Raw genomic sequence first — 24075 nt, 5'->3', positions numbered from 1 at the left:
CACCTAGCATATTTGTTGCGGCGCAATAATTTCAACTCATAATCTCGAGATTGGTTTCAAGGTATTATGAAATTGCCATAAGATACGCCCCACAGCCAACATAGGAGGGCGCTATGCCCAATCTCCGACAGGTTTTCTGTTCCGTGGCGTTACTCATGTTGTTTCCCAATACTTCTATGGCGCAATTATCGGTTACAACTATTGGCGCTACCGAAGCTTCAGCCTGCTATCAAGATGCCAGCAGCAGCCTGACCCACGACACAGGAAATTGCGATACAGCGCTCCGTGGCGGCGACCTGATGCGCGGTGATCAGAAAAAGACGTTGGTCAATCGCGGCGTGATTCTAAATCGGGCCGGCGCTTTTGAGGATGCACGTGCGGATTTTGATGCCGCTATAGCGATTGATGACAATTTGGCGGAGGCTTATCTCAATCGCGGGAATAGCTTTTACCTCGCTCAACAATTCGACGCAGCGCTCGCTGATTACGACCGCGCACTGGCACTTGCGATCACTAAACCGTGGGCAGCGTGGTATAATATTGGGCTGGTCTATGAAGCCATCAAAAAACCGGATATGGCTCGAAAAGCCTTTCAAAATGCCTTGAACGCCAATCCCGAATTTACGCAGGCACAACAAAAATTGGAGAAATTACGTTGAGTTACCTTACGCATCTTGAGTGTTCCTATACCGGCAAAGAATACGAAGCTGGAAAGCCGCATAATTTATCAGAAGCGGGAAAACCGCTTTTAGCGCGCTATGACCTAGATGCAATTAAGGGATCCATCACCAAAGGCGAGTTGGCAAAACGCGACGAGGGTTTTTGGCGCTACCGCGAATTCTTGCCCGTGGCGAAATCGGTAAACCGAGTGTCGTTGGGCGAGGTCGTAACGCCCATGATCCCGCTCAAAAAGATGGCTCGCAAAGAGGGCCATACGGGCGAATTGATCGTCAAGGATGAAGGCCGCCTGCCAACGGGATCATTCAAAGCGCGGGGATTATGTTTAGCGGTTTCGATGGCTAAAGAATTCGGTCTTAAACACCTTGCGATGCCGACCAATGGCAATGCGGGTGCGGCATTGGCGGCCTATGCATCGGCCGCCGATATGCGCACAACGGTTTTTTGCCCTGATGACACGCCGCGCGTGAATATCGAAGAGATCGCCTTTCAAGGCGCAGATGTTTACACTGTAAACGGATTAATTACCGACTGCGGAAAAATCGTCGGCGAAGGCAAAGAAAAGGTCGGTTGGTTCGATGTTTCAACCCTCAAAGAGCCTTACCGGATCGAAGGCAAAAAAACCATGGGCCTAGAGCTAGCCGAACAATTTGGTTGGGAGCTGCCCGACGCGATTTTCTATCCGACCGGCGGCGGCACGGGCCTTATCGGCATGGCCAAGGCCTTCGACGAGCTAGAAGCCATCGGCTGGATCGGATCAAAGCGGCCAAAGCTAATCGTTGTGCAGGCATCGGGTTGCGCGCCTATCGTCAAGGCGTGGGAAGAGGGCGTCGAGCACGCTCCGCTATGGGAGAACGCAACGACTGCTGCTGCCGGAATACGCGTTCCCGCAGCGGTTGGTGATTTTCTAATATTGCGCGCCGTACGAGAAACAAATGGGTTCGCGATTGCAGTCGATGAAAAAGATATATTCGATAGCTGGCGCGAAGTCGCGCGTGATGAAGGGTTCTTACTATGCCCCGAAGGCGCGGCAACCTATGCGGCCTATCGACAGGCGGTAAAAACCGGGCAGATTGAAAAAACGGACAAAGTTGTTTTGTTTAACTGCGCAACCGGCCTTAAATATCCCATGGCGAGCGATAGCAAAACAATCGACCGTACAAAGACCATAGATTACGATCAGTTTTAAGCAATTACCTTAGGGGAGAGGCGCATGACGGGCATTCAAGCGATATTGATTGTAATCATGCGCCTATGGGCGGCGGCGGCGTTTGCTGGAAACCTCCCATCGACATTATTTTATTTGCCACCACTTTTAACTTCGTCGTGGGAAGAGATTTCGCACGATGGTTATTTTTCCCTTGTTGCGAATATGGGATTACAGTTAGCCCTTGCCATATTTATTTGGTTTGCCGCTCCCGTTTTGGCAAGGCGAACGATCAAATCTGACGTTGGTCTAAATTTGAATGTCGATGCACGAATGTTAGTCTCTGTTGGGAGTTTCTTGATCGGTTTCTGGCTGATTATCGTTAAGCTTCCCATCATTGGTTATGACTTAATAAGATTTTTCAACGAGCCCTCACGTCAATCAAATGGAGAGCTTAATCATGCGGTTCTTTCATTCCAATTTTGGCCGAATCTAGCCGTTGTTGGTGTCGGTCTTTGGATCATGCTCCAGCCGTTTCGATTAGCCGACATGTTTATGTATCTTCGCAATGTCGGGTCGCATCAGAAAGAAGAATAAAATTTTTGCTTGACCGCTGAGCGAAAATCGAAACATTAGAAGCCTACAAAGAAGGTACTCAGACCAGTGAACAATTAAAGTCAGATCCGTTTTTCAGGTGCAGCGATGCGCACTCTGCCGGCTTATCTTCCGGTGGCGGATTTTATAGATTTCCTGAAATTTCTGAATTTGAGGTTCAAATATGTCTGATACCAAACGGGGGCCTAACCCCGAACAAGCCCATCCAATGCAAGGCGTTAATCAAGTCGCGTTTCTGAAACCGATTGTCGATCACCCAATGGTCGAAATTGGCGAATACACCTATTACGATGACCCGGCAGGCCCTGAAAAATTTCTCGCTAATTGTGTGCGTTACCATTTTGAGCATATGAGAGACCGGCTAAAGATTGGGCGGTTCTGCGCCATTGCGGCCCGTGCAGAATTTATCATGAACGGTGCGAACCACGCGCTTGATGGTTTCTCGACCTATCCCTTCGCGATCTTTGGTGAGGGATGGGAGGACCCGGATGCGGATTGGGCCCGTGGCTCGCGCGGAGATACGACCATCGGTAATGATGTTTGGATCGGCACTGAGGCTGTCATCATGCCCGGCGTGACAATCGGTGATGGCGCAATCATCGGTTCCTACTCAGTGGTGGCGAGTGATGTTCCTGCCTATGGCGTCGCCGTTGGCAATCCAGCACGCACCATCAAACGGCGTTTTGATGAGACGACCGTCGCGCGGCTTTTGGAAATCGCATGGTGGAATTGGCCCGCCGATAAGATCACGCGCAATCTATCCGCCATCCGCGCCCAAGACCTCAGCGCGCTCGAAGTGGCTGAGTAGTCTTTCTATTAACCCCTCTGTCCCAGCGGAGGGTTAACAAGGCACGATCAATGCATGACTGCCCTTATGGAAAAAGGGCGGGTCATCATCGCTGGTGTTTGTTTCTCGATTGCGGGTTTGGGCGCGATGGGCCAACCCGTGATCGTGCGTCCCGGTGCCTGCGCCGCGCAGGATAGCTATTTACTGGCCCGAAATAGCGGCGCGATCATCAATATCAATATAACTGACCCGCAACAGGGCGAGAATGAAGTCATCGTTTTTCGCCAGCGGAGCCTCGACGGTTGGGCCAGTCAACGGCTCTTAAAACGGTTTGACCTCCGGCTCGAGGATAATGGGCCAACCATCAGAAATTCAGGTGTATTTTGTAGGGGGACGCAATGAAAATGGGCGTTTTTATCGTGGCCTTGACTGTCCTCTATTGGGGCGTTTCGAGCATTGCCCAATCTATGTTGGCCGCGGCTGAGCCATGCGAGGTAAGCCAGCCAATGTGGGCCGAAGCAGCACCAAAGAGCGAACTTCAAATGGCACAAGCAGGCGTTGTCACGCCCAGCGGCCTAGGCTGCGCCGAATAGATACCGCGCCGAATTGCGCTAAGACACGCAAAGGGTTTCCACTTCCGATGAAAACGCTCTAGAAGGCACACCGAAGCAGCAGCAGTTTTGGTAACCTTTATGCGTCTAAGCCGATATTACTTACCCGTACTCAAAGAAACGCCTTCAGAGGCGCAGATTGCATCGCATCGTTTGATGCTGCGCGCCGGCATGATCCGCCAGGAAGGCGCGGGTATTTATGCGTGGTTGCCGCTCGGATTTCGGGTTCTCAAGAAAATTGAACAGATCGTCCGCGAGGAACAAGACCGCGCCGGTGCTGCTGAAATGTTGATGCCCACCATCCAGCAGGCTGATCTTTGGCGCGAAAGTGGCCGTTATGATGCCTATGGCAAGGAAATGTTGCGGATCACTGATCGCGCTGATCGCGAGATGCTGTTTGGACCAACAAACGAAGAAATGATCACAGAAATTTTTCGCGCGGGTGTTCGTTCGTATAAAGACCTACCGAAAATACTTTACCATATCCAATGGAAATTCCGCGACGAAATTCGCCCCCGGTTCGGTGTTATGCGCGGTCGTGAATTCCTGATGAAGGATTCTTATTCTTTTGATATTGACGAAGAGTCAGCGCGCAAAAGCTATTACAAAATGTTTGTGGCCTATCTGCGGACATTCGCACGGCTTGGCGTTAAAGCGATTCCGATGCGCGCAGATACGGGGCCCATTGGTGGTGATCTAAGCCATGAATTTATCGTACTTGCCGAGACGGGCGAGAGCGCTGTTTTTTGTGACAAACGCCTTGTCGAAATGGACACACCTAAAAAAGATGTGGATTTCGATGGCGACCTGAAACCAATTTTTGATCAGTTCACATCGCTTTATGCGGCAACTGACGAAATGCACGACAAATCAGAGTTTGATAGCGTAGATCAAAAGCATCAAGTCTCTGCACGCGGCATTGAGGTCGGCCATATATTCTTTTTTGGTGAGAAATATTCAAAACCAATGAAGGCCGTTGTGGCTGGTTCTGACGGCAGTGAAATTCCCGTTCAAATGGGATCATATGGCGTCGGTGTTTCGCGCCTTATGGGGGCCATTATTGAGGCCTATCACGATGAAAACGGGTGCAAATGGCCAATGCCGGTTGCGCCTTATCATGTTGGGTTAGTCAATTTACGTAGTGGCGACGAAGACTGCGATGCGGCGTGTGACAAAATTTACAAAGAACTCACGTCTAAGGGCGTTGAAGTTCTTTATGATGATACTGGCGGACGCCCTGGCGAGAAATTTGCGCGGATGGACCTTATCGGGCTGCCATACCAACTCGTAATCGGGCCGCGCGGCATTAAAAGTGGCGAAGCCGAGGTCAAGAACCGCACCACAGACGAACGCGAGACCATTGCGATCGACAAGGTAACTGAGATCATTTCGGGCCGGGTCGCTGATGCGCTCGATTATGCCTAAATAAAGCGAGCGAGAGATGGCCAACCAGCAACAAACTTCGCCGGGTAAAACTAAGCCATTTTCATTTTTCGAATGGATGGTCGCTCGGCGTTATCTTGGTGCGACCCGAACCGGTAAGGGCGTTTCGCTGATTACTCGAATTGCGTTCGGCGGTATCATGTTGGCCGTTGCCGCACTGATCAGCGTAATGTCGATCATGCAAGGATTTCGACTGACGCTTTTGGATCAACTACTGGGGGTGAATGGCCACGCCCACGTTCAAGCAGAACAACCCATTTCCGACTATGATTCTATGGCCAAAGCATTGGGAATTACGCCCGGCGTGAGAGAAGCAACGCCGTTGATCGAACTTCCCGTGTTCGTTAGCGCCACGGGCGAGACCGGCATGGTTGTTCGCGGTGTCCGCCGTGAAGACCTTTTAAAGAACAATTATGTCACCGGCAAAGAACATGTGGTTGACGGATCATTTGAAAATTTTGGCGTTGGGGACAAGGGCGGCAAGGAAATTGCGCTGGGGAGTCGCATCGCTAGTCAGCTTGGTGTGCGCGCTGGTGACCCCGTGACCCTAATATCAGGGCAGGGACCAGAGACAGCATTCGGCCGAACGCTACGCCGAAAGACATATATTGTGGGCGCAATATTCCACGTCGGGAACGCTGAATATGATGCGATTTATGGGTTTATGCCGCTTGAACAGGCGCAACTGTTTTTCGGGTTTGCTGATACGGTTCAACAAATCGAAGTGATGGTGGATGAACCGGAAAAGATAAAATCCTATCGGGACGCATTGATGGCTGTAGGTCCGGGCTTGCGGGTTACGGATTGGCAACAGCGGTTTCAGAGTTATTTCAACGCGCTTCAGATCGAACGTTTTGCCATGCGGCTCGTCCTCTTTCTTATTATCATTGTGGCAACGCTCAACATTGTCACTGGGCTGATTATGCTGGTGAAAGACAAGACCGGTGACATCGCCGTATTGCGAACAATGGGCGCAACGCAAGGGTCTGTCCTTCGTATCTTTTTGATCTCCGGCACCATGATCGGAACATTGGGAACGCTCGCAGGAATTTTCCTCGGATCAATGTTTGTCTTGAATATTGATCCAATAGAAAATGGTTTGTCCGCGCTTTTCCAAACTGATTTGTTCCCGGCAGAGGTTTATTATCTCGATGGCGTACCGGCAAAACTTGAAATCTCAGAGGTTATTTTAATCACCGGGTTTTCGTTGTTTATGTCTTTCCTCTCGACCTTATACCCCGCGTGGCGTGCGGCGAGGCTCGATCCGGTGGAGGCCCTTCGTTATGAATAAGAATAACGTTGTACCAGTCCTGCGGCTTGAGAATGTTGCGCGGCATTATGGCGAATTGGTTATCGTTGAAGAGATAGATTTCACGCTCAAGGCAGGGGAAACAGTTGCGCTTTTAGGGCCGTCTGGATCGGGTAAGTCATCACTGCTTCACATCGCTGGTTTGCTAGAGACGGCGTCAGTGGGCGAGGTGCATATTCTTGGTCGCCCAACGTCTAAACTAAATGATGCCGAACGCACGCATATCCGCCGCAATACGCTCGGTTTTGTCTATCAATTCCATCATCTACTGCCTGAATTTACGGCCCTCGGTAATGTCGCCCTGCCGCAATTAATTGCCGGGGAAAAACGCAAGACTGCCGAAGCCGAAGCCCGGCGGTTGTTGACGCTCATGGGTTTAGGTGAGCGGGTTGAACACCAACCGGGTCAACTATCAGGCGGTGAGCAACAAAGGACCGCCATTGCACGAGCGTTGGCGAATAATCCAAACATTCTTCTGGCAGATGAACCAACGGGCAACCTTGATCCAAAAACATCGGATGTGGTGTTTGATGCGCTTCTTAAGTTGGTACGGAACGAAGGATTATCTGCGTTAATTGCCACGCATGACCAGCGTCTTGCGAACCGAATGGATCGAATTTTGGTTATTCGTGATCAGCGCCTTGTACCCGCCGAAAAAACAGAAATTTAGTTTCGCGCAAGCGTGAATTGGCTGACATTTGTTGTTCCGGCTTTAAAGCCCGCCTCGCAATAGGCCAGATAAAACTGCCACAGGGATTTAAAACGATCGTCAAACCCCAACGATTGAATGTTATCCCATTTCTTTAGAAACTGCTTATGCCATTCATTCAGTGTTCGGGCATAATCTAAACCAAATGGATTGGCTTTTCGTAGTGTCAAATCTGATTGCGAAATCAATTTTTGAAGGATGGACTCGCTCGGAAGGGCTCCACCAGGGAAAACATAGCGCTGGATAAAATCGGTTGATTTTGAGTATTGGTCGAAGAACCGATCCGCAATGGTAATGATCTGAAGTCCGGCAATGCCGCCGGGTTTAAGGGCATTGCGGACCTTTTCAAAATAGGTTTCCCAATATTCTTTACCGACGGCTTCGAACATTTCAATCGATGCAATTTTGTCAAAGGTATCACGGCTATCCCGATAGTCTTGTAATTTGAAATCGACCTTTTCTGTGAGTCCAGCCTCAAAAATTCGCCTCTTTGCGAAGTCATATTGTGCTGGGGATACCGTCAGCCCTGTAATGCGCGCGCCGTAGTTTTTTGCAGCATATTCAGCAAACCCACCCCAACCCGAACCGATTTCAAGGACATGATCGGAATCGTTGAGGTCGATAGAGCGCGCCAGGTTTTCATATTTGTTGAGTTGCGCCGCGTTTAAATCCGCATCAGGCGATGGAAACAGCGCTGACGAATACGTCATGGTTGGATCTAACCATTCTTGATAGAAACTATTTCCGAGATCATAATGAGCCATTATATTTCGGCGCGACCCGGATTTCGTATTTTTATTCCATGCGTGTCTTAGATTATTTACCAAGTCTAACAAAGGCGAGCCATTAAACGCCCCTTGGATATGGTCTGCATTGCGCGCAAATATATAGAGACAGTCGGCTAGGTTTGGTGTCGACCAGTCTCCATCGGCGTAGCTTTCATAAAACCCAATATCGCCGCCCACCAATACCCGTCGTGCAAATCGATAATCATTAACCTGAATAATTCCGACAGAGTCGGTTTCTTCTTCGCCGGAAAAGTGCAGTTTTTCGCCATCAGGAAGGACAAAAATCAATTGTCCGAAGTGTATCCGTTTGGCAAAACGCAAAACCTGCCGAAACGCAAACGGGAATTTGTTATTAGGTTGTTCTTTTGTCGTCATGTCTCGCTCCTGCACAAAACTTAATCGCAGCCCTAGCAAGATCGAACACTTTTACCGGCCTTTAATCTCACTATAACCGGCAAGTGCGCGATTTCGAGCATGGGCGTGGTCGACGATAGGGTTATTATAATTATTTCCGAGAGTTACGCCAGCCTTGGCTAAAACGGCTTCTGGGGCCTTCCACGGCGCATGGATGAATTTATCAGGCAAATTTTTGAGTTCGGGCACGAATTTTCTGACATAATCTCCCTTAGGATCAAATTTCTCGCCTTGGGTAATCGGGTTAAAAATACGAAAATACGGAGACGCATCAGCACCGGAACCAGCCACCCATTGCCAACTTGCTGAGTTGTTAGCGACATCCGCATCGACCAATGTATCCCAAAACCAAGCGGCGCCATGTTGCCAAGGTATCAACAGGTCTTTGATCAAAAAACTCGCAACAATCATCCGTACCCGGTTGTGCATCCATCCGGTCCGCCATAATTGGCGCATACCTGCATCAACGATAGGATAGCCCGTTTGTCCACGTTGCCATAAACCAAGGCCATTTGGGTCATCGCGCCATGGATAGCCCGCGAATTCCGGACGCAACGGTTTTTCGGAAATGGATGGATTGTAGTACAATAGGGAATATGAAAATTCGCGCCACGCGATTTCGGACAAGAACTTATATCCGGCCGCTTCGGAAAAATTTCCCGCGTTCATGCCATGTTGTACTGATTGCCATATTTGGTTTGGGCTGATTTCACCAAAGTGGAGGTGAGGTGATAATCGGGATGTCAGCTCTTTGTCTGGTCGGTCACGTCCATCACCATACGCATCAATGGCATTTTCCAAAAAATTGTCGAGCGTGTTGATGGCGGTAAATTCACCTGGACTCCAATGAGCAGAAATCTTTTTGGCCCAGTTCGGATTGTCAGGTTGCAAATTCCAGCTGGTTAAATCTTCGCTCTCAATCAATTTTTCGGATTGCAATTTTTTTGGCGCGGGTAAAGGGGACACACGATTGGGACCAAACTCTTTTAGTTTTTTCCAAAATGGTGTGAAAACCCGATAGGGCGTTCCCGAACCAGTTTCGATTTCCCATGGCTCGCGCAATAACGAAGCGTTGAAGGTTTTTACCGATACATCGCCATTTGATAATTCGTTCTTCAAGTTTTTGTCGATTTCCACCTGCGGCGCTGAATATCGTCGGTTCCAAAATACTGCTGCCGCTTCGGTCTCTTGGACAATTGCCCTGACGATTTTTGCTTCGCCACCTCGGCGTAATATCAAGGTCATGCCCAGTTTGGCCATTGCCGACTGCAAAGCCTTTAGACTCTCGTGTAACCACCAACACGAGGCCGCCCCTGGCGCATAAGCAGCATTTTCGTCGTAAATATAAACGGCGATTACAGGCGCGCCAGTTTTTACCGCTGCTGTAAGGGCGGGATTATCTGCCAAACGTAGGTCGTTCCGGAACCAGACGACGACAGGTCTTTGTTTCATCTTTTAAAAATCCATAGTGCAGTAGCGGGTAGACCGAACCGGTCAGATTCGGTAAAGGTTAACGCTCTTGATCTTGGCGCACTTTGGGGGTGCCGCCTGTAAACGTGTGAGTGGGGGTTTTGGATGGGTGTTTCGACAATTATGTCCGTTTCTGGCGTGGCTGAGTTCCTTTCTATTGATGTAACAACTTTGCAAGGCGGAATGTTCTTCGGAACATTACTATTTTTTCTGGGGTCATTATTGATCGGTTTTATCGCGCTGCGTGCATCATCAAACGCGCGTGTTGCCCAGTCTGAGGCACAAGGCTTGGTTGCAGAACTAAATTCACAAGTCGCCGAAATGCGTGACCTTACAGCCCAAGTCGAACGTGCGTGGCAAGATGTTGCTGACGGACAGTCGGAATTGTCTGCGCAACTCAAATCTTTTGAACAGATCAAAAGCGCGCCACAGGGGGAATTGGATCAAGCCTCTAGTTTTAGCGAAGAAGAGCAATCAAACCTCGACGCAGCGCCATCAGTTGTCGAAGCTGATAGCAGCGAAGATAAAGACCTCTCAGCGGCACGAAGTGCGGCAACTGAACCGCGGTCGCTTTTGCGCGGTTTACTTCGCCGAGGTTAAATAACACCAACCGATAAGCAGTCGTGAACATGAACAATGCCAATTGGTTTATTGTCCTTGATCACGAATAGCGCCGTGATTTTGGTCTCGCTCATAAAACCAAGAATATCGCCAGCGAGTGTATTTGCCTCTGCTGTGCGCGGGTTTTTGGTCATAATTTCTGCGGCAGTTTTATTTTCAATAGCATTTGAAACATGACGCCGAATATCGCCGTCGGTAATGATGCCTTGCAACAAACCAGTATCGTCGACAATACCAACGCAACCAAACCCACCTTTTGATATCGCATCAATAACATCCGTCACCGAAGCATTAGGACCGCAAAGGGGAAGGCGGTCCTCGCCGTGCATCAAATCACTCGCCCGACGTAATGCTGCGCCCAGTTTTCCGCCGGGGTGGAACCCTTGAAAGTCACCAGCGGTAAAACCGCGCTGCCTTAATTGCGCAACGGCCAACGCATCACCAAGGGCCAACATCATAGTTGTCGATGTTGTCGGTGCAAAAGTCTGACCGCACGCTTCGTCAGCATCAGGAAGGATAAGCGCAACGTTGGCACTTTTCGCCAGTGCAGACCCTGCATCGGCCGTAATCGCTGTTATCGGAATTGAGAACCGCGCAGCATAAGCAAGGATATCACCGAGTTCCGCAGTCTCGCCCGATTTGGACAATGCTAAAATCACATCATCTTTTGAGATCATGCCTAAATCGCCATGGCTTGCCTCTGCCGGATGGACAAAAATAGCGGGCGCACCGGTCGATGAAAAAGTTGCCGCAATTTTGCGCGCTACATGCCCTGACTTGCCCATGCCCGTCACAATAATTCGGCCATTTACAGCGCTCAACAGGTCTATGGCTGCCTCAAAGTCAGCGCCGAGAGATACCTTTAGGGCTTCAAGTCCGGCGATTTCTTGTACAATCACCTCACGGGCGATATTCAAAGGATCGTTCATCTGACTATTTTACCGTTCGAAAACTTGCCCATCTGTGTTGGGCGGACCATGAACACTCATCACCGGAATCGCCCGGGGAATACAAGTTAACGGAGCTTCACCATGCCCGAAAATGGCAAGATTGTCGAAATATCAGCGGCTGCAGGCAATGTCTCGATCGGCAACCACCTACCGTTGACGGTCTTTGCTGGCCCCTGCGCAATGGAGAGTCGTGATCATGCACTTGAATGTGCAACCGCGCTTAAAGAAATTGCTGCGCGTCTCGGGGTCGGACTTGTTTACAAATCATCTTTTGACAAAGCCAATCGGACTAGTGCTGGCTCCGCGCGGGGCATTGGACTAGCGAACGCACTCGACATCTTTGCCGAGATCAAAGAGACCACTGGCCTTCCGGTCGTGACGGATGTTCACGAACCGGGCCAATGCGCCGAAATGGGCAAGGTCGTTGATGTGCTTCAGATCCCGGCGTTTTTATGTCGCCAGACAGATCTTCTGGTGGCAGCCGCTAAAACCGGCAAGGTCATCAAGATCAAAAAAGGACAGTTCCTTGCGCCGTGGGACATGAAAAATGTTGTAGCAAAGGTTCGCGAAGCCGATAACGACCGTATCGTAGTTACAGACCGCGGCACGAGTTTTGGCTATAATACTTTGGTCAGTGATTATCGGGGCCTGCCTATCATGGCGAATGAAACCGAATGCCCAGTCGTTTTTGACATAACCCATTCGGTACAAACGCCGGGCGGAGCAGGGACGACATCGGGTGGTCAGCGTGAGTTTGCTCCGACCATGGGCCGTGCTGCCGTTGCGGTTGGCGTTGCCGCCATATTCGCGGAAACCCATCCGGACCCAGACAAAGCACCATCCGATGGGCCAAACATGATCCCATTGTCACAGTTCGAGGCATTTTTGAAAGATTTGCTGGAAATTGACAAACTCGCGAAAAATCGCACGTCTCTTCATGGGTATGTCTAAGCGCCATAATAACGCCAAAAATAGAAGCCAATCCATCCACATGGTTTCAATGAATAGCAGTGCGATGAAGAAGGTAATCTGTTTTCTAATCGGGGTGGCTTTGAGCGCATGTGCCAGCAGCGCAGGCGCACCTGTTGACGTGGCGGATGTTCAGCCATTTTCCGTGGGCAGTTTTCGCGACAACGATGTTGAAACCGATTACATTGTCTATACCCGCGATGGCCGACCGTGGCGCGTAATCGAACATCATGATTTTGGCGATAGGGGCCAAGGGTGGACCGTATACGAATTTAACGGCACTGATCTACATCGTTATCACGCATGGTCGCGGATATTCGCCAAGAACGACGCTCGATCCGATGGCTGGTACGAACAGAGTTATGATTTTGAATTTCACGGTAAAGAGATTGTACACGCGCGAAAGACACTCAACGGCAAACCAACCGAGCCGGATGAGCATGAGCTAAGAGCCGCTTTCTCATCCGGCCAACGATTGTTTGAACGACTTAGTGAAGAGTAGTTACTGGGCTACGGGAATATCCGTAATCTCAGCGATCATCTGATCACCACAGAGCACCATGATAGAGCGATATTGCTGCGCAATGACGGGGCCAGAATAAGTGACTGTTTCTGGAGTAACGACCTGAGTGACCATGCCCGATGGCGGGGTGGCCTTTAAGATAATCCGTTGAGTCGGGATCGCGCTTCGGTCCGCAGCTCCCGCGATTACCTCGATTTCATACCCGGGTGTCGGTAGGTCAATTTCGCCCGTGACATTCAATGATCGGACGGCATCAGGGCCGGGCATTGCGTTGATCCAAGCTTGCCAGTCGCGACTCGCAATTACCGGACAGTCATTTGGCTGGCTCATTTCTCTGGCCCCCTCAGTAACCTCGGATGTGTCCGCCACATCGGTTTCTACCGTTTCCGCCGCGACGGATTCGTCAGTTGTGCCAGTTTCGCTCTGGTTCCCGCAGGCCTGCAATACAAATAGTGACATAACTCCAATAAGATAATTCTGCTTTCGCATGTTACACCTCATCCTTGGTTTTGCTCCGCGTTAATGCGACCAATCGTTATTAGCATATTCGCCGCCGGGGCATAGTCCGTAGAAAACGGCGAAACATGAGAAACCATAAAGATTCCAGATGGTTATACGAATCTATCCTCATGCTTTTATAGTGTCGTATGATGTTTGGTGTTGAGTTTGATGAATGAAGGGCAGATTTGACCGTAAACGCCGCCAAAATTGGGCTTTTGACTTGCGTCAAAACCAAAGAAAGCGTATAGCGCGCGCCATCTCACACGCGGCGTGATCCTCAGTGATCCGGCGGGCTTTTGGGCTTTGTCGGTAATTCCACGCGCCGCGGCGGTCAAAACTGAAGGAGTCATAGGAAAATGGCATTGCCAGAATATTCCATGCGTCAGCTATTAGAAGCTGGTGTACATTTCGGCCACCAAACACACCGGTGGAACCCAAAGATGAAAAACTACATCTTTGGCGAACGTAACGGCATTCACATCCTCGATCTATCACAGAGCGTCCCATTGCTTCATCAATCACTCGTAAAAGTGCGTGATGTTGTTGCTGGTGGCGGTCGCGTGTTGTTCGTTGGCACGAAGCGCCAGGCCCAAGGCCCAGTCGCAGAAGCCGCTCGCCGCTGCGCACAATACTATATGAATGTGCGTTGGCTCGGTGGTACACTGACCAACTGGGAAACAATTTCAAACTCAATCCGTCGCCTAAAAGAGATGGAAGAACGCCTCGCAGGTGGTGGTTCTGGTCTCAACAAGAAAGAGACACTTCAGCTCAACCGTGAGCGGGAACGTCTTGAGGCGTCACTAGGCGGTATTCGTGAGATGGGCGGTCTGCCTGATCTTATGTTCGTCATCGACGTGAAAAAAGAAGCAATCGCTATTCAAGAAGCGCGCAAACTTGGCATTCCTGTCATTGCGATCGTCGACACAAATTGTGACCCAGACAATATTGATTACGTCATTCCGGGTAACGACGACGCATCACGCGCGATTTCGCTTTACTGCAACCTGATTGCAGATGCGGTTATCGACGGCATTGGTGAAAGCCACGCAGCTCTCGGTGTTGATATTGGCGATTTCGAAGATGCGCCCGTTGAAACAGCTCTTACTGAAGAAGCAGCTGACGAAGCGCCTAAAGCGGAATCAGCTTCCGCTTAAAATATGCGCTCTGCGTAACTAAATAAGGGCGGGACGTGGTTTTGACCGTGCCCCGCCTTTCGCAAAATGCGATTAAAACTGTGATAAAACGCGCCGATATAAAGGCGTCGATATAATCAAATAAAGGAGCAAACCAATGTCTGGCATTACCGCAGCAACAGTGAAGCAATTGCGCGAAATGACTGGCGCCGGCATGATGGACTGCAAAACCGCTTTGCAGGAATCCAATGGCGACGTAGACGCCGCAGTTGATTGGCTGCGTAAAAAAGGCCTTTCAAAAGCCGCTAAAAAAGCTGGCCGCACCGCATCAGAGGGTCTTGTTGCTGTTGCTGTCGAAGCGAACGCATCTGGCGCAACAGGCGTTGTCGTTGAGCTGAACTCAGAAACAGATTTCGTTGCACGTAACGAAATTTTCCAGGCTATGGTTCGCGATGTCGCGCAGATAGCATTGTCTGTGGATGGCGACCTCGAAAAACTTCGCAATGAAAAGTTTGCTGGCGGCGATAAAACCGTTGACGAGCATATTGCCGGAATGGTTGGCCAAATTGGCGAGAACCTGAACCTGCGCCGCGCGCAGGGCATCGTCGTCGAAGAGGGCGTTGTCGCCAACTACATCCACGGCCAAGCCGCAGACGGCTTGGGCAAAATTGGTGTTCTGGTTGGTCTTAAATCTTCTGGCGACAAAGCCAAGCTCGAAGCCGTCGGCAAACAGATCGCAATGCACGTTGCTGCGGCTCGCCCGTTGGCCGCAAATGTTGCGGAACTCGACCAAACAGTTGTTGAGCGCGAGAAAAGCGTTCTTGCTGATCAGGCTCGTGCATCTGGAAAACCGGAAAACATCATTGAGAAAATGGTCGAAGGACGTCTTCGTAAATTCTACGAAGAATCAGTGCTTCTCGAGCAAATTTTCGTCATCGACGGCGAATCTAAAGTATCTGCCGTACTCGAAAAAGCCGCAAAAGATGTCGGTGCCCCGATCGAACTTGTTGGCTTCGCCCGTCTAGAACTGGGTGATGGCGTCGAGAAAAGCGACGACGACGATTAAAAATGCCGCTGCTGGCGTTTGACGTCAGCGGCCAAACGCTTCAAAAGCGCCGCGTGGGGCAGTCCTTCGCGGCGCTTTTACATATGTATAGTAAGCGCTAGGGCTGCCAATTCCATCGTCAAGGCAGTAGTGTAACCGGCGCGACTCAGAAGGCTGACACCATGACCCAATCGTCCCAAGAAAATAGCTCTTCACCCCTTAAATACCGTCGAATATTGCTGAAAATCAGTGGTGAAGCGCTGATGGGGCCGGGACAATATGGCATTGATAACGACACCGTTAGCCGGATCGCTAACGAAGTAAAAGACGCCCAAGCGCTTGGTGCAGAAATCTGCCTTGTGATTGGCGGCGGTAATATTTTCCGCGGCGTTTCTCCGGCAGCCGAGGGAATGGAACGGGCCAGCGCAGATTATATGGGCATGCTCGCGACTGTTATGAACGCACTTGCAGTTCAAAACGCGCTAGAGCGTATCGGCCTTTATACGCGGGTTCTTTCGGCGATAGAGATGACAGCGATCTGCGAGCCCTATATTCGTCGTCGCGCCCTGCGCCATATGGAAAAAGGCCGGATTGTAATTTTTGCGGCGGGTACCGGTAATCCGTTCTTCACGACAGACACGGCGGCGGCATTGCGAGCGGCCGAGATGGGTTGTGATGCGTTGTTAAAAGGCACGCAGGTTGATGGTGTTTATTCAGCCGATCCCAAAACTGACCCCAAAGCTGAGCGTTTTGAGCACCTTTCCTATCACGAGGTCCTAATGCGCGATCTTAAAGTTATGGACCAGGCGGCAATCTCGCTCACCCGAGAGAGCGATATTCCAATCGTCGTATTTCCGATTGGCGTCAGTGGTGGTGTTGTCGGGGCGTTGACCGGCGAGGGTGCGTCCACCGTGATTAGCGACCAAAAGCCATAATCTGAACAAGACAGACGCCGATTTTCACCTTAAAATCAGGCGATAAGAAACGTAGGAGAATGAACGGCATGAGCGGTTTTGATATCAAAGAACTTCGCAAACGCATGGACGGTGCCATCACCACCTTGAAAAACGAGTTTTTGGGTTTGCGGACTGGCCGTGCCAGCGCCAGCCTAGTCGAGCCAATTGACGTGGATGCATATGGCTCAAAGATGCCGATGGTGCAGGTCGGGACCGTCAGCGTGCCTGAGCCGCGCATGATCTCGATCAGTGTGTGGGACAAGGGCCTTGTGGGCGCAGTGGAAAAGGCGATCCGCGAATCTGGTCTTGGGGTGAACCCCGTTGTGGATGGTCAAAGCGTCCGCGTGCCGATCCCGGCATTGACCGAAGAACGCCGGGTCGAACTGACCAAGGTTGCCGCAAAATATGCCGAGCAAACAAAAGTCGCGATCCGTAATGTTCGGCGCGAAGGCATGGAAGCCGTCAAAACGACAGATGGCGGCGAAGATGAGCAGAAAAAGCTTTCGGACGACGTTCAGAAGCTTACGGATGAAATGGTCAAAAAAGTTGACGAGACGCTTGCCACCAAAGAAGCCGAAATCATGCAAGTATAAGATAGGATCAGAATTTTGCCTCAGGAATGCGATAGTCAGTTGATAGGGTGCCGAAAGGCACTGGATCGCGTATGACCGCAGCACCCGCACATTCTCCATCTAACCGCCCTGAAAAAAGTGACCTGCGGGCACCCAAGCATGTTGCCATCATTATGGACGGCAATGGACGCTGGGCGAAAGCACGCGGACTGACACGGACCGAAGGCCATAAAGAAGGCGTAGAAGCGGCAAGACGTAGTGTTGAAGCCGCGAGGGAGCTAGGGCTAACCCATCTAACGCTCTATTCATTCTCGACTGAAAATTGGCGTCGCCCCGCAGGCGAAATTCGTGACCTGATGGGTTTATTACGCGAGTTTATCGTTGGCGACCTGCCGCGTTTAAAAGAAGAAAACTGCCGTGTTCGGATTATTGGCGACCGAGAAAACCTGTCGTTGGATTTGAGGGCACTGGTAAACCGCGCAGAGCAAGAAACACGCGATAACACAGCATTTGTGCTACAGATTGCCTTTAACTATGGCGGCCGTGACGAGATCACTCGCGCTTCACGGGCTATGGCTAAAGATATCAAATCCGGCACACTTAAATCTGAGGATATCAACGAGGCAACGATCGCTGGTTATTTGGATACAGCGGGCCTCCCGGATCCTGATATTGTTATTCGTACAAGTGGCGAGAAACGGGTTTCAAACTACCTGTTATGGCAGGCCGCATATGCCGAATATGTTTTCCTTGATGTTCTGTGGCCGGACTTTTCGAAAAAGGAATTTGCCGAAGCCATTGAGGAATATTACAGCCGCGAGCGCCGCTATGGTGGCGTCGGCTCCAGTTAGGGACAAAAATTGTCACCCATAATCAATAATAAAGAAACCGGAAAACCGGCAACAATAGGCGCGCTTGGTCGTCGTATTCTGTCCGCGCTCGTCATGATTCCATTAGTGATCAGTGCCATTTTCCTAGGCGGTTCCGCGTTTGCGGCCATGATCGCCTTTGCTTGCATCGTAATGTTGTTTGAATGGTCGCGTATGGTCGAGCGCAAAGCGTTTTCCCATGCGTTTTATGCGCTGGCGTTCGGCGGCGCAGTGTCGATGTTTTTCGCCGCTAGTGGAATTTATTCGATGTCATTTGTGGCCGCAGGTAGCAGCAGTTTGATCGCCGCGTTCCTTGCGCGGCAAAACTCCGGTAGCGGCGTGTGGTCCGCCTTTGCCGCGATTTACATTATGATGCCGTGTATTGCTTTAATCTGGCTCAGATTGGATTTGCCGCAGGGGCTGGCGCTTACGGTCGTGCTTTTCACTGTCGTATGGGCAGCAGATACCGGTGCGTTTGTTTTTGGCAAATTTATTGGCGGACCAAAGATCAGCCACGCATTATCACCGACAAAAACATGGGCTGGTATTTGCGGCGGGATCATATTTGGCAGCGTCATTGGGACCATTGCGGGGATCGTTATGTTCGATAAAAGCGCAGCGTTGTCATATTTCCTTGTTGGTGGTGGGTTAGGGGCTGCATCCGTAATCGGTGATTTGGTGGAGTCCGGCTTTAAGCGGAACTTTTCGCTCAAGGACATTTCCGGGTTTATTCCGGGGCATGGCGGTGCTCTTGACCGGCTTGACGGGATGATCTTCGCGACTGCAGCAATGACGGGAACGATTCTCCTCTATATGCTGATAGAAAAACTCCAGGGGTAGTTATGGGGACGAAACTCACATCAGCGACGAAACAAAAGCGCCGTATCGCGATTCTGGGGTCAACCGGCTCTATTGGTGAATCGACGCTTAGCGTTCTGGATCATGCCGGCGATTTGGGTGAGGCGAATTTTGAAATCGCGGCACTGACAGCGAACACCAATGTTGAGAAACTTGCTGAGCAGGCCCTCAAATATAAGCCGGAATTTGTCGCCGTCGCGGATGAGAGCAAAGGCGACGACCTTCGCGCCGCGCTCGCGGGTAGCGGCATTAAATGTGGTGCCGGCGCATCAGCGGTTGAAGACGCTGCTGAGCTAGACACTGATTGGGTTATGGCCGCAATCGTTGGTGCGGCTGGATTGCGGCCAACGCTGAAAGCAGCGTTGCGCGGCGCTGATATCGCGCTTGCGAACAAAGAATGTTTGGTGTGTGCCGGTGACGTGTTAACGGCGGCCATTGCCAAGACTGGCGGTGCATTATTGCCCGTAGACAGCGAACATAATGCGATCTTCCAGGTTTTTGATTTCGACCAGTCAGAACGAATTTCGCGCCTTATTCTAACGGCTTCAGGCGGGCCATTCCGCGATTGGAGCAGGGATGAAATGGTGTCGGCGACACCGGCGCAGGCCGTTGCTCATCCAAATTGGTCTATGGGTGCCAAGATTTCCGTTGATTCGGCCACGATGATGAACAAGGGGCTCGAACTCATTGAAGCCGCACACATTTTCCCGGTTCCCCATGAGCGGATTGAGATTTTGGTCCATCCACAATCAGTAATCCATTCAATGGTGGAATACGTAGACGGGTCTGTGCTTGCGCAATTAGGGACTCCCGATATGCGCACGCCTATCGCGACCACATTAGCGTGGCCAACCCGAACGCCGAGCCCAAGTGCCAAAATAGACTTTGCGCAGGTTGCCAAATTAACCTTTGAAGCTCCTGATTTAATTAGATTTCCTGCGCTTCGCCTCGCACGTGAGGCGATCATGGCAGGTGGCATTATGCCGGCCGCACTCAACGCGGCGAACGAAGTGGCCGTAGCATCTTTCCTCGCTGGAGGGATCAAATTCCTTGAAATTGCTGCCATTTCCGAGCAAGTTTTGGATAGGTCTGTAAAGCTTAATGGTCCGGCGACTCTGAGTACGTTGGAAGAAGCCATGGACGCAGATTCACAAGCGCGCCGTATGGCGGAAGAATGCGTTGCAGCTAAAGCTGCGGCCTAACTAGGACGGAATGTTTTGATGTCGCTCGCAGGGATCCCACTCGAGGCCGTTCTCGTATTGCCCATTTCTCTTATTGCATTCATGCTCTTGCTAATGATCATCGTGTTTTTTCACGAATATGGTCATTTTTCAGTTGCCCGCTTGTTGGGCGTCCGCGTTGATGTGTTCTCTATCGGCTTTGGAAAACCCATCCTGAAGTGGATGGATAAGAAAGGCACGGAGTGGCGCATTTCAGTCTTGCCCCTCGGCGGGTATGTAAAATTTTTCGGCGATTTAAATGCAGCGTCGCAAGCACCGGCCGATGCGGCGCAAAAACCCGTCACAACACAATTTCCCGGCCCCGATGAAGCAAAAGAAATCGCTGGTGGGATGACGGCCGAAGAACGCAAAGTTTGTTTTCATTTCAAACCCGTCTGGCGACGCGCTGCGATCGTTGCTGCGGGACCATTAGCCAACTTCGTTCTAGCGATTGCAATTTTTGCACTCTTATTCATGACATTGGGGCGCGGCTCGTTAGAACCCGTCGTAGGCGGCGTTTCTGAAGATAGCCCTGCGGCCCTTGCGGGTTTTGTTGCGGGTGACCGAATCGTCTCCGCTAATGGTCGCAAGATTACAAAGTTCGGTGATCTATATGACACTGTGCTTGTAAGCGGCGGAAACGACATTCGTTTTGAGGTTGACCGGGCGGGTGAGATGAGTTCGATCGTTGTCGCACCACGCCGAATTGAAGATGTGGACCGCTACGGTAACAAGATTAGCCGCTGGCAGTTGGGAATCGCGCCGCCGGGCGAGGAGTTTTACACCTATCAAAAATACGGGCCGATCAAGGCCGTTGGTGTCGGGTTCGAAGAGCTGGGGCGCATTCTACAATTGACGATTCAGTTCCTGGGCAAGGTGATTCTCGGCAAAGAAGACGTAAGTCAGCTCGGTGGTCCGGTTAAAATGGCACAATATGCCGGACAATCTGTCATGTCCGGGTTTGATGATTCGTCGTATCGCGAACCCCCGTCTTTTCTCGTGAAATTGCGGGCTAGTCTCGTTGATTTCATCTTTTTAGCAGCCGTTGTTTCAGTTTCTATCGGATTCCTTAATCTTCTTCCGGTTCCGGTTCTCGACGGCGGGCATCTATTGTATTACGCATACGAGGCTGTCGCTGGTCGTCCGCTCGGGGTTCGGGCACAAGCGATCGGTTTTAAGATGGGCATCGTCATGTTGGCGTCGCTCATGATTTTTGTAACGTGGAACGACATCAACAACCTGCTTTCAACAATTAGCTAAGGCGGCGGCATGAGTTTGTATAAGTCGGGGGGCGGGGTAATGCGCACTATTATTGGATTTGTCGCGGCGATAGCTGTGACTGTCACATCGGGCTGGGCGCAACAGCCTGACGCAACTCCAGGACCATCCCTGAGTGATAACTTGTTCTCTGATGAGCCAGCGCCGATCATCCAAGGCATTGCGGTTCGCGGTAATCAACGCATCGAAGCAGAGACCGTTGGGTCCTACCTTCCGGTTCAGCCTGGCATGCCTGCTGATGAAGAGCTTCTCGATCTCTCACTAAAGACGCTATTCCGCACTGGCCTGTTCTCTGACGTAAAACTAGAGATGCAGCCAAACCATGTTCTGTTAATCGAAGTCGCAGAAAATCCGATTGTTAACCGAGTTATCTTTGAAGGTAATCGGCGGCTCAAAGACGACAAAATAACTGACGAAATCCAGCTTGCACCGCGAACGGTTTATACCCGCGCCAAGGTGCAGTCGGACGTTCAAAGAATTATCGAGCTATACCGCGCTAAAGGCCGTTTTGCGACCACAGTGACGCCAAAAGTTACGCCGCTAGAGCAGAACCGTATCGATGTGATTTACGAAGTCGATGAGGGGCCTAAAACCGGGATCGCCAAGGTAAACTTCCTTGGCAACGAAGTCTTCACCGACAACGAACTGCGCGGCGAAATTCTTACCAAGGAAAGTCGTTGGTGGCGCTTCTTTACGAACTTCGATAATTACGATCCTGACCGTCTCGAATACGAACGTCAGTTACTTCGCGAATTTTACGGTAAAAATGGCTATGCTGATTTCTCCGTTGTCTCGGCCGTTGCCGAGCTAACGCCTGACCGCAAAGACTTCTTCGTGACCTTTACGATCGACGAGGGGCCACAATACGAGATTGGTGAAGTGCGGGTTAAAACCACACTTGCCAAACTTGATGGCGATGTTCTCGCCAATTTCGTGCCGATCCGCGAGGGTCAGGTTTATGACTCCGAACGTGTCGAAAAAGCCGTTGAATCCCTGACATTCGCAACTGGGTCTGCCGGTTATGCATTCGTGGATGTGAATCCGCGCCTGAATCGCCATGCTGATACGAATACGATTGATATTACATTCGAGGTCAATGAAGGCCCGCGTGTCTATGTGGACCGCATCAACATTAAGGGTAACACCCGAACGCTCGATAAAATTATTCGTCGCGAAGTACGCCTCGCAGAAGGCGACGCCTTTAACCGTGTCTTGGTTGACCGCTCAAAAGCGCGCATCCGGTCTCTTGGCTATTTTAAAGACGTCAACATCGAAGAAAAGCCAGGCTCCGCACCAGACCGTACCGAATTGGACGTTACTGTAGATGAACAATCAACCGGTTCATTCAGTGTCGGCGTCGGTATTTCATCGACAGAGAACTTCATTGTCGATTTATCCGTCGAAGAACGAAACTTGATGGGCCGTGGCCAGTTCTTGCGCTTCCGGGTACAGGCGAGTTCGCGAACACGGCAGGTCGATCTTCGCTTTACACAACCATATTTCCTCGACCGAAACTTGGCTGCGGGCGGTTCGATCTTCAATCAGCGTACTGACTATAAGGAATCTGGCTTTGTTCGTGACCGGATTGGTTTTGGTCTTAACGCTGGTTTCCAGGTTTCTGAATATGGGCGTGGCGGCGTTAATTACATGCTCACCCGCGATAGCGTAATTATTGATAGTGTGTTGTCGCAAAACATCGCCTTTAACGCTGACCCAGCAACCATTCTGTCCACTGGGGTTGCTCCATCAGAATACACCGTGACACCCGCGACGACGTTTGATTCCTCCGGCCAAATTGTTCCCTTGGTGGATAGTGCCGGCAATCAGTTACAAACCGTGCAAACGAACCTTTGTAATTTCATCGTACAGTCACTTACGCCAACATGTGAATCGCGTGGTAACTTCTTAACGTCATTGGTCGGGGCTAGCTTATCATTCGACCATCGTGATGATCCGATCACGCCAAGAAAAGGGTGGCGTGCCGGTGGTTCTGTCGGCATTGCGGGCCTCGGCGGCGACGTAAATTACTATCAAACTGAACTCACTGGCGCTTTCTATCACCCAATCATCGGTAACTTCATCGGCGCTCTAAAAGGCCGTGCAGGTTACATCGACGGTTATGGTGGTGACGGTGTTCGCTTGTCAGACCGCTTCTTCGAAGGCGCATCGACCTTCCGCGGATTTGAAGTTGCTGGTGTTGGGCCGCGTTTCTTGACAACCATCCAAAATGCTCAGCCGGTGGGTCAGTCGATTGGTGCCAAAATGTATGCTATTGGTTCGGCAGAGATTTTACTTCCTTTGCCACTACCGAGCGAATATGGCATTCGCGCAGCACTATTTAGTGACTTTGGTACGGTGGGTGGCGTGGATCCAGCGACTAAGGCATTGAATGCAAACCCAGATTTTTATCTTGACGTCGATGGTGACGGCATAGCGGAACTTGCGCCTATTCAAGATGATCTTTCATTACGTGTAACGGCAGGGGTAACGGTAAGCTGGGATTCTCCCTTCGGACCGGTTAGATTTGATTTTGCTGAAATCCTGATCAAGGAAGAGTACGACCGGACTGAGGGCTTCCGATTCAGCGCGGGGACGAGCTTCTAGGGTAA

The 24075-nt window shown here is 50.8% G+C and carries 25 protein-coding genes; 21 read left to right on the top strand and 4 right to left on the bottom strand.

Features of this window, described 5'->3' with window-relative positions; genetic code table 11:
- Positions 1-113 precede the first annotated feature (113 nt).
- From ABFZ84_RS11570 to ABFZ84_RS11530, 9 genes are all read left to right on the top strand, one after another.
- Positions 114-659: a tetratricopeptide repeat protein gene (locus ABFZ84_RS11570; RefSeq protein ID WP_369314171.1), complete on the top strand. Its 546-nt coding sequence runs from the start codon at positions 114-116 to the stop codon at positions 657-659.
- Positions 656-1867 (top strand): threonine synthase, encoded by a 1212-nt coding sequence (locus tag ABFZ84_RS11565; RefSeq protein ID WP_407067087.1) that lies wholly within the window; start codon positions 656-658, stop codon positions 1865-1867. The genes ABFZ84_RS11570 and ABFZ84_RS11565 overlap by 4 nt, the downstream gene beginning before the upstream one ends.
- A gap of 24 nt (positions 1868-1891) precedes the next feature.
- Entirely contained in the window at positions 1892-2422 is a 531-nt protein-coding gene (locus tag ABFZ84_RS11560; protein WP_369314170.1) for a hypothetical protein, read from the top strand.
- A 181-nt stretch (positions 2423-2603) separates the two neighbouring features.
- Positions 2604-3248, top strand: coding sequence for a CatB-related O-acetyltransferase (locus ABFZ84_RS11555; protein ID WP_369314169.1), 645 nt, complete (start codon positions 2604-2606; stop codon positions 3246-3248).
- A 54-nt stretch (positions 3249-3302) separates the two neighbouring features.
- Positions 3303-3629, top strand: a complete 327-nt coding sequence (locus tag ABFZ84_RS11550) for a hypothetical protein (RefSeq protein WP_369314168.1) — start codon at positions 3303-3305, stop codon at positions 3627-3629.
- Positions 3626-3820: a hypothetical protein gene (locus ABFZ84_RS11545; protein WP_369314167.1), complete on the top strand. Its 195-nt coding sequence runs from the start codon at positions 3626-3628 to the stop codon at positions 3818-3820. Before ABFZ84_RS11550 ends, ABFZ84_RS11545 begins: the two co-directional genes overlap by 4 nt.
- A gap of 99 nt (positions 3821-3919) precedes the next feature.
- Complete coding sequence (gene proS / locus ABFZ84_RS11540; RefSeq protein ID WP_369314166.1) at positions 3920-5263, top strand: proline--tRNA ligase; 1344 nt, start codon at positions 3920-3922, stop codon at positions 5261-5263.
- Between the two features lie 16 nt (positions 5264-5279).
- Positions 5280-6572, top strand: coding sequence for a lipoprotein-releasing ABC transporter permease subunit (locus tag ABFZ84_RS11535; protein ID WP_369314165.1), 1293 nt, complete (start codon positions 5280-5282; stop codon positions 6570-6572).
- The gene (locus ABFZ84_RS11530) at positions 6565-7260 is read left to right on the top strand and encodes an ABC transporter ATP-binding protein (protein ID WP_369314164.1); all 696 of its coding nucleotides are present in this window, start codon (positions 6565-6567) and stop codon (positions 7258-7260) included. The genes ABFZ84_RS11535 and ABFZ84_RS11530 overlap by 8 nt, the downstream gene beginning before the upstream one ends.
- Here the strand turns inward: ABFZ84_RS11530 and ABFZ84_RS11525 are convergent.
- The gene (locus ABFZ84_RS11525; RefSeq protein WP_369314163.1) at positions 7257-8462 is read right to left on the bottom strand and encodes a class I SAM-dependent methyltransferase; all 1206 of its coding nucleotides are present in this window, start codon (positions 8460-8462) and stop codon (positions 7257-7259) included. The genes ABFZ84_RS11530 and ABFZ84_RS11525 overlap by 4 nt on opposite strands.
- Positions 8463-8513: 51 nt before the next feature.
- Positions 8514-9953: a cryptochrome/photolyase family protein gene (locus ABFZ84_RS11520; protein WP_369314162.1), complete on the bottom strand. Its 1440-nt coding sequence runs from the start codon at positions 9951-9953 to the stop codon at positions 8514-8516.
- A 123-nt stretch (positions 9954-10076) separates the two neighbouring features.
- On the opposite strand from ABFZ84_RS11520, the gene ABFZ84_RS11515 reads away from it, so the two are divergent.
- Positions 10077-10571, top strand: a complete 495-nt coding sequence (locus ABFZ84_RS11515) for a hypothetical protein (protein ID WP_369314161.1) — start codon at positions 10077-10079, stop codon at positions 10569-10571.
- Here ABFZ84_RS11515 and ABFZ84_RS11510 read toward each other — a convergent pair.
- Complete coding sequence (locus tag ABFZ84_RS11510; protein ID WP_369314160.1) at positions 10568-11521, bottom strand: KpsF/GutQ family sugar-phosphate isomerase; 954 nt, start codon at positions 11519-11521, stop codon at positions 10568-10570. The two genes, ABFZ84_RS11515 and ABFZ84_RS11510, sit on opposite strands and share 4 nt — an antisense overlap.
- Positions 11522-11623: 102 nt before the next feature.
- On the opposite strand from ABFZ84_RS11510, the gene kdsA reads away from it, so the two are divergent.
- Positions 11624-12493, top strand: a complete 870-nt coding sequence (gene kdsA / locus ABFZ84_RS11505; RefSeq protein WP_369314159.1) for a 3-deoxy-8-phosphooctulonate synthase — start codon at positions 11624-11626, stop codon at positions 12491-12493.
- Between the two features lie 64 nt (positions 12494-12557).
- The gene (locus ABFZ84_RS11500) at positions 12558-13013 is read left to right on the top strand and encodes a hypothetical protein (RefSeq protein WP_369314158.1); all 456 of its coding nucleotides are present in this window, start codon (positions 12558-12560) and stop codon (positions 13011-13013) included.
- On the opposite strand, the gene ABFZ84_RS11495 is transcribed toward ABFZ84_RS11500, so the two are convergent.
- Positions 13014-13523 (bottom strand): hypothetical protein, encoded by a 510-nt coding sequence (locus ABFZ84_RS11495; RefSeq protein WP_369314157.1) that lies wholly within the window; start codon positions 13521-13523, stop codon positions 13014-13016.
- 368 nt (positions 13524-13891) lie between these two features.
- Between ABFZ84_RS11495 and rpsB the strand changes: the two genes are divergently transcribed.
- The 9 genes from rpsB to bamA all read left to right on the top strand — a co-directional run bounded on the left by rpsB (position 13892) and on the right by bamA (position 24070).
- Positions 13892-14689: a 30S ribosomal protein S2 gene (gene rpsB / locus ABFZ84_RS11490; protein ID WP_369314156.1), complete on the top strand. Its 798-nt coding sequence runs from the start codon at positions 13892-13894 to the stop codon at positions 14687-14689.
- A 136-nt stretch (positions 14690-14825) separates the two neighbouring features.
- Positions 14826-15734: a translation elongation factor Ts gene (gene tsf, locus ABFZ84_RS11485; protein WP_369314155.1), complete on the top strand. Its 909-nt coding sequence runs from the start codon at positions 14826-14828 to the stop codon at positions 15732-15734.
- Positions 15735-15895: 161 nt separating this feature from the next.
- Positions 15896-16648 carry a UMP kinase gene (pyrH, locus tag ABFZ84_RS11480; protein WP_369314154.1) on the top strand — a complete coding sequence of 251 codons (753 nt, stop codon included), beginning with the start codon at positions 15896-15898 and terminating at the stop codon, positions 16646-16648.
- A 68-nt stretch (positions 16649-16716) separates the two neighbouring features.
- Positions 16717-17262: a ribosome recycling factor gene (gene frr, locus ABFZ84_RS11475; RefSeq protein ID WP_369314153.1), complete on the top strand. Its 546-nt coding sequence runs from the start codon at positions 16717-16719 to the stop codon at positions 17260-17262.
- Positions 17263-17333: 71 nt separating this feature from the next.
- On the top strand, positions 17334-18092 hold the full coding sequence (locus ABFZ84_RS11470; protein WP_369314152.1) for an isoprenyl transferase: 759 nt from the start codon (positions 17334-17336) through the stop codon (positions 18090-18092).
- A 9-nt stretch (positions 18093-18101) separates the two neighbouring features.
- The gene (locus ABFZ84_RS11465) at positions 18102-18950 is read left to right on the top strand and encodes a phosphatidate cytidylyltransferase (RefSeq protein WP_369314151.1); all 849 of its coding nucleotides are present in this window, start codon (positions 18102-18104) and stop codon (positions 18948-18950) included.
- A gap of 2 nt (positions 18951-18952) precedes the next feature.
- Positions 18953-20170, top strand: a complete 1218-nt coding sequence (locus tag ABFZ84_RS11460) for a 1-deoxy-D-xylulose-5-phosphate reductoisomerase (protein WP_369314150.1) — start codon at positions 18953-18955, stop codon at positions 20168-20170.
- An 18-nt stretch (positions 20171-20188) separates the two neighbouring features.
- Positions 20189-21448 (top strand): M50 family metallopeptidase, encoded by a 1260-nt coding sequence (locus ABFZ84_RS11455; protein WP_369314149.1) that lies wholly within the window; start codon positions 20189-20191, stop codon positions 21446-21448.
- Between the two features lie 9 nt (positions 21449-21457).
- Positions 21458-24070, top strand: a complete 2613-nt coding sequence (gene bamA / locus ABFZ84_RS11450; RefSeq protein WP_369314148.1) for an outer membrane protein assembly factor BamA — start codon at positions 21458-21460, stop codon at positions 24068-24070.
- The last annotated feature ends 5 nt before the right edge of the window (positions 24071-24075 follow it).

Origin of the sequence: Hyphococcus lacteus, from assembly GCF_041058985.1 — a bacterium.
Lineage (GTDB): Bacteria > Pseudomonadota > Alphaproteobacteria > Caulobacterales > Parvularculaceae > Hyphococcus > Hyphococcus lacteus.
Note: the sequence above shows the minus strand (reverse complement) of the source record. Positions and strands in the feature narration are given on the sequence as shown.

Coding starts and splice junctions, on each gene's coding strand:
- ABFZ84_RS11560 (WP_369314170.1), top strand. CDS start 1,892: ATGACGGGCATTCAAGCGATATTGATTGTAATCATGCGCCTATGGGCG.
- ABFZ84_RS11555 (WP_369314169.1), top strand. CDS start 2,604: ATGTCTGATACCAAACGGGGGCCTAACCCCGAACAAGCCCATCCAATG.
- frr (WP_369314153.1), top strand. CDS start 16,717: ATGAGCGGTTTTGATATCAAAGAACTTCGCAAACGCATGGACGGTGCC.
- proS (WP_369314166.1), top strand. CDS start 3,920: ATGCGTCTAAGCCGATATTACTTACCCGTACTCAAAGAAACGCCTTCA.
- ABFZ84_RS11515 (WP_369314161.1), top strand. CDS start 10,077: ATGGGTGTTTCGACAATTATGTCCGTTTCTGGCGTGGCTGAGTTCCTT.
- tsf (WP_369314155.1), top strand. CDS start 14,826: ATGTCTGGCATTACCGCAGCAACAGTGAAGCAATTGCGCGAAATGACT.
- ABFZ84_RS11500 (WP_369314158.1), top strand. CDS start 12,558: ATGAAGAAGGTAATCTGTTTTCTAATCGGGGTGGCTTTGAGCGCATGT.
- ABFZ84_RS11570 (WP_369314171.1), top strand. CDS start 114: ATGCCCAATCTCCGACAGGTTTTCTGTTCCGTGGCGTTACTCATGTTG.
- pyrH (WP_369314154.1), top strand. CDS start 15,896: ATGACCCAATCGTCCCAAGAAAATAGCTCTTCACCCCTTAAATACCGT.
- rpsB (WP_369314156.1), top strand. CDS start 13,892: ATGGCATTGCCAGAATATTCCATGCGTCAGCTATTAGAAGCTGGTGTA.
- ABFZ84_RS11535 (WP_369314165.1), top strand. CDS start 5,280: ATGGCCAACCAGCAACAAACTTCGCCGGGTAAAACTAAGCCATTTTCA.
- ABFZ84_RS11510 (WP_369314160.1), bottom strand. CDS start 11,521: ATGAACGATCCTTTGAATATCGCCCGTGAGGTGATTGTACAAGAAATC.
- ABFZ84_RS11495 (WP_369314157.1), bottom strand. CDS start 13,523: ATGCGAAAGCAGAATTATCTTATTGGAGTTATGTCACTATTTGTATTG.
- bamA (WP_369314148.1), top strand. CDS start 21,458: ATGAGTTTGTATAAGTCGGGGGGCGGGGTAATGCGCACTATTATTGGA.
- ABFZ84_RS11525 (WP_369314163.1), bottom strand. CDS start 8,462: ATGACGACAAAAGAACAACCTAATAACAAATTCCCGTTTGCGTTTCGG.
- ABFZ84_RS11460 (WP_369314150.1), top strand. CDS start 18,953: ATGGGGACGAAACTCACATCAGCGACGAAACAAAAGCGCCGTATCGCG.
- ABFZ84_RS11455 (WP_369314149.1), top strand. CDS start 20,189: ATGTCGCTCGCAGGGATCCCACTCGAGGCCGTTCTCGTATTGCCCATT.
- ABFZ84_RS11520 (WP_369314162.1), bottom strand. CDS start 9,953: ATGAAACAAAGACCTGTCGTCGTCTGGTTCCGGAACGACCTACGTTTG.
- ABFZ84_RS11530 (WP_369314164.1), top strand. CDS start 6,565: ATGAATAAGAATAACGTTGTACCAGTCCTGCGGCTTGAGAATGTTGCG.
- ABFZ84_RS11550 (WP_369314168.1), top strand. CDS start 3,303: ATGACTGCCCTTATGGAAAAAGGGCGGGTCATCATCGCTGGTGTTTGT.
- kdsA (WP_369314159.1), top strand. CDS start 11,624: ATGCCCGAAAATGGCAAGATTGTCGAAATATCAGCGGCTGCAGGCAAT.
- ABFZ84_RS11545 (WP_369314167.1), top strand. CDS start 3,626: ATGAAAATGGGCGTTTTTATCGTGGCCTTGACTGTCCTCTATTGGGGC.
- ABFZ84_RS11470 (WP_369314152.1), top strand. CDS start 17,334: ATGACCGCAGCACCCGCACATTCTCCATCTAACCGCCCTGAAAAAAGT.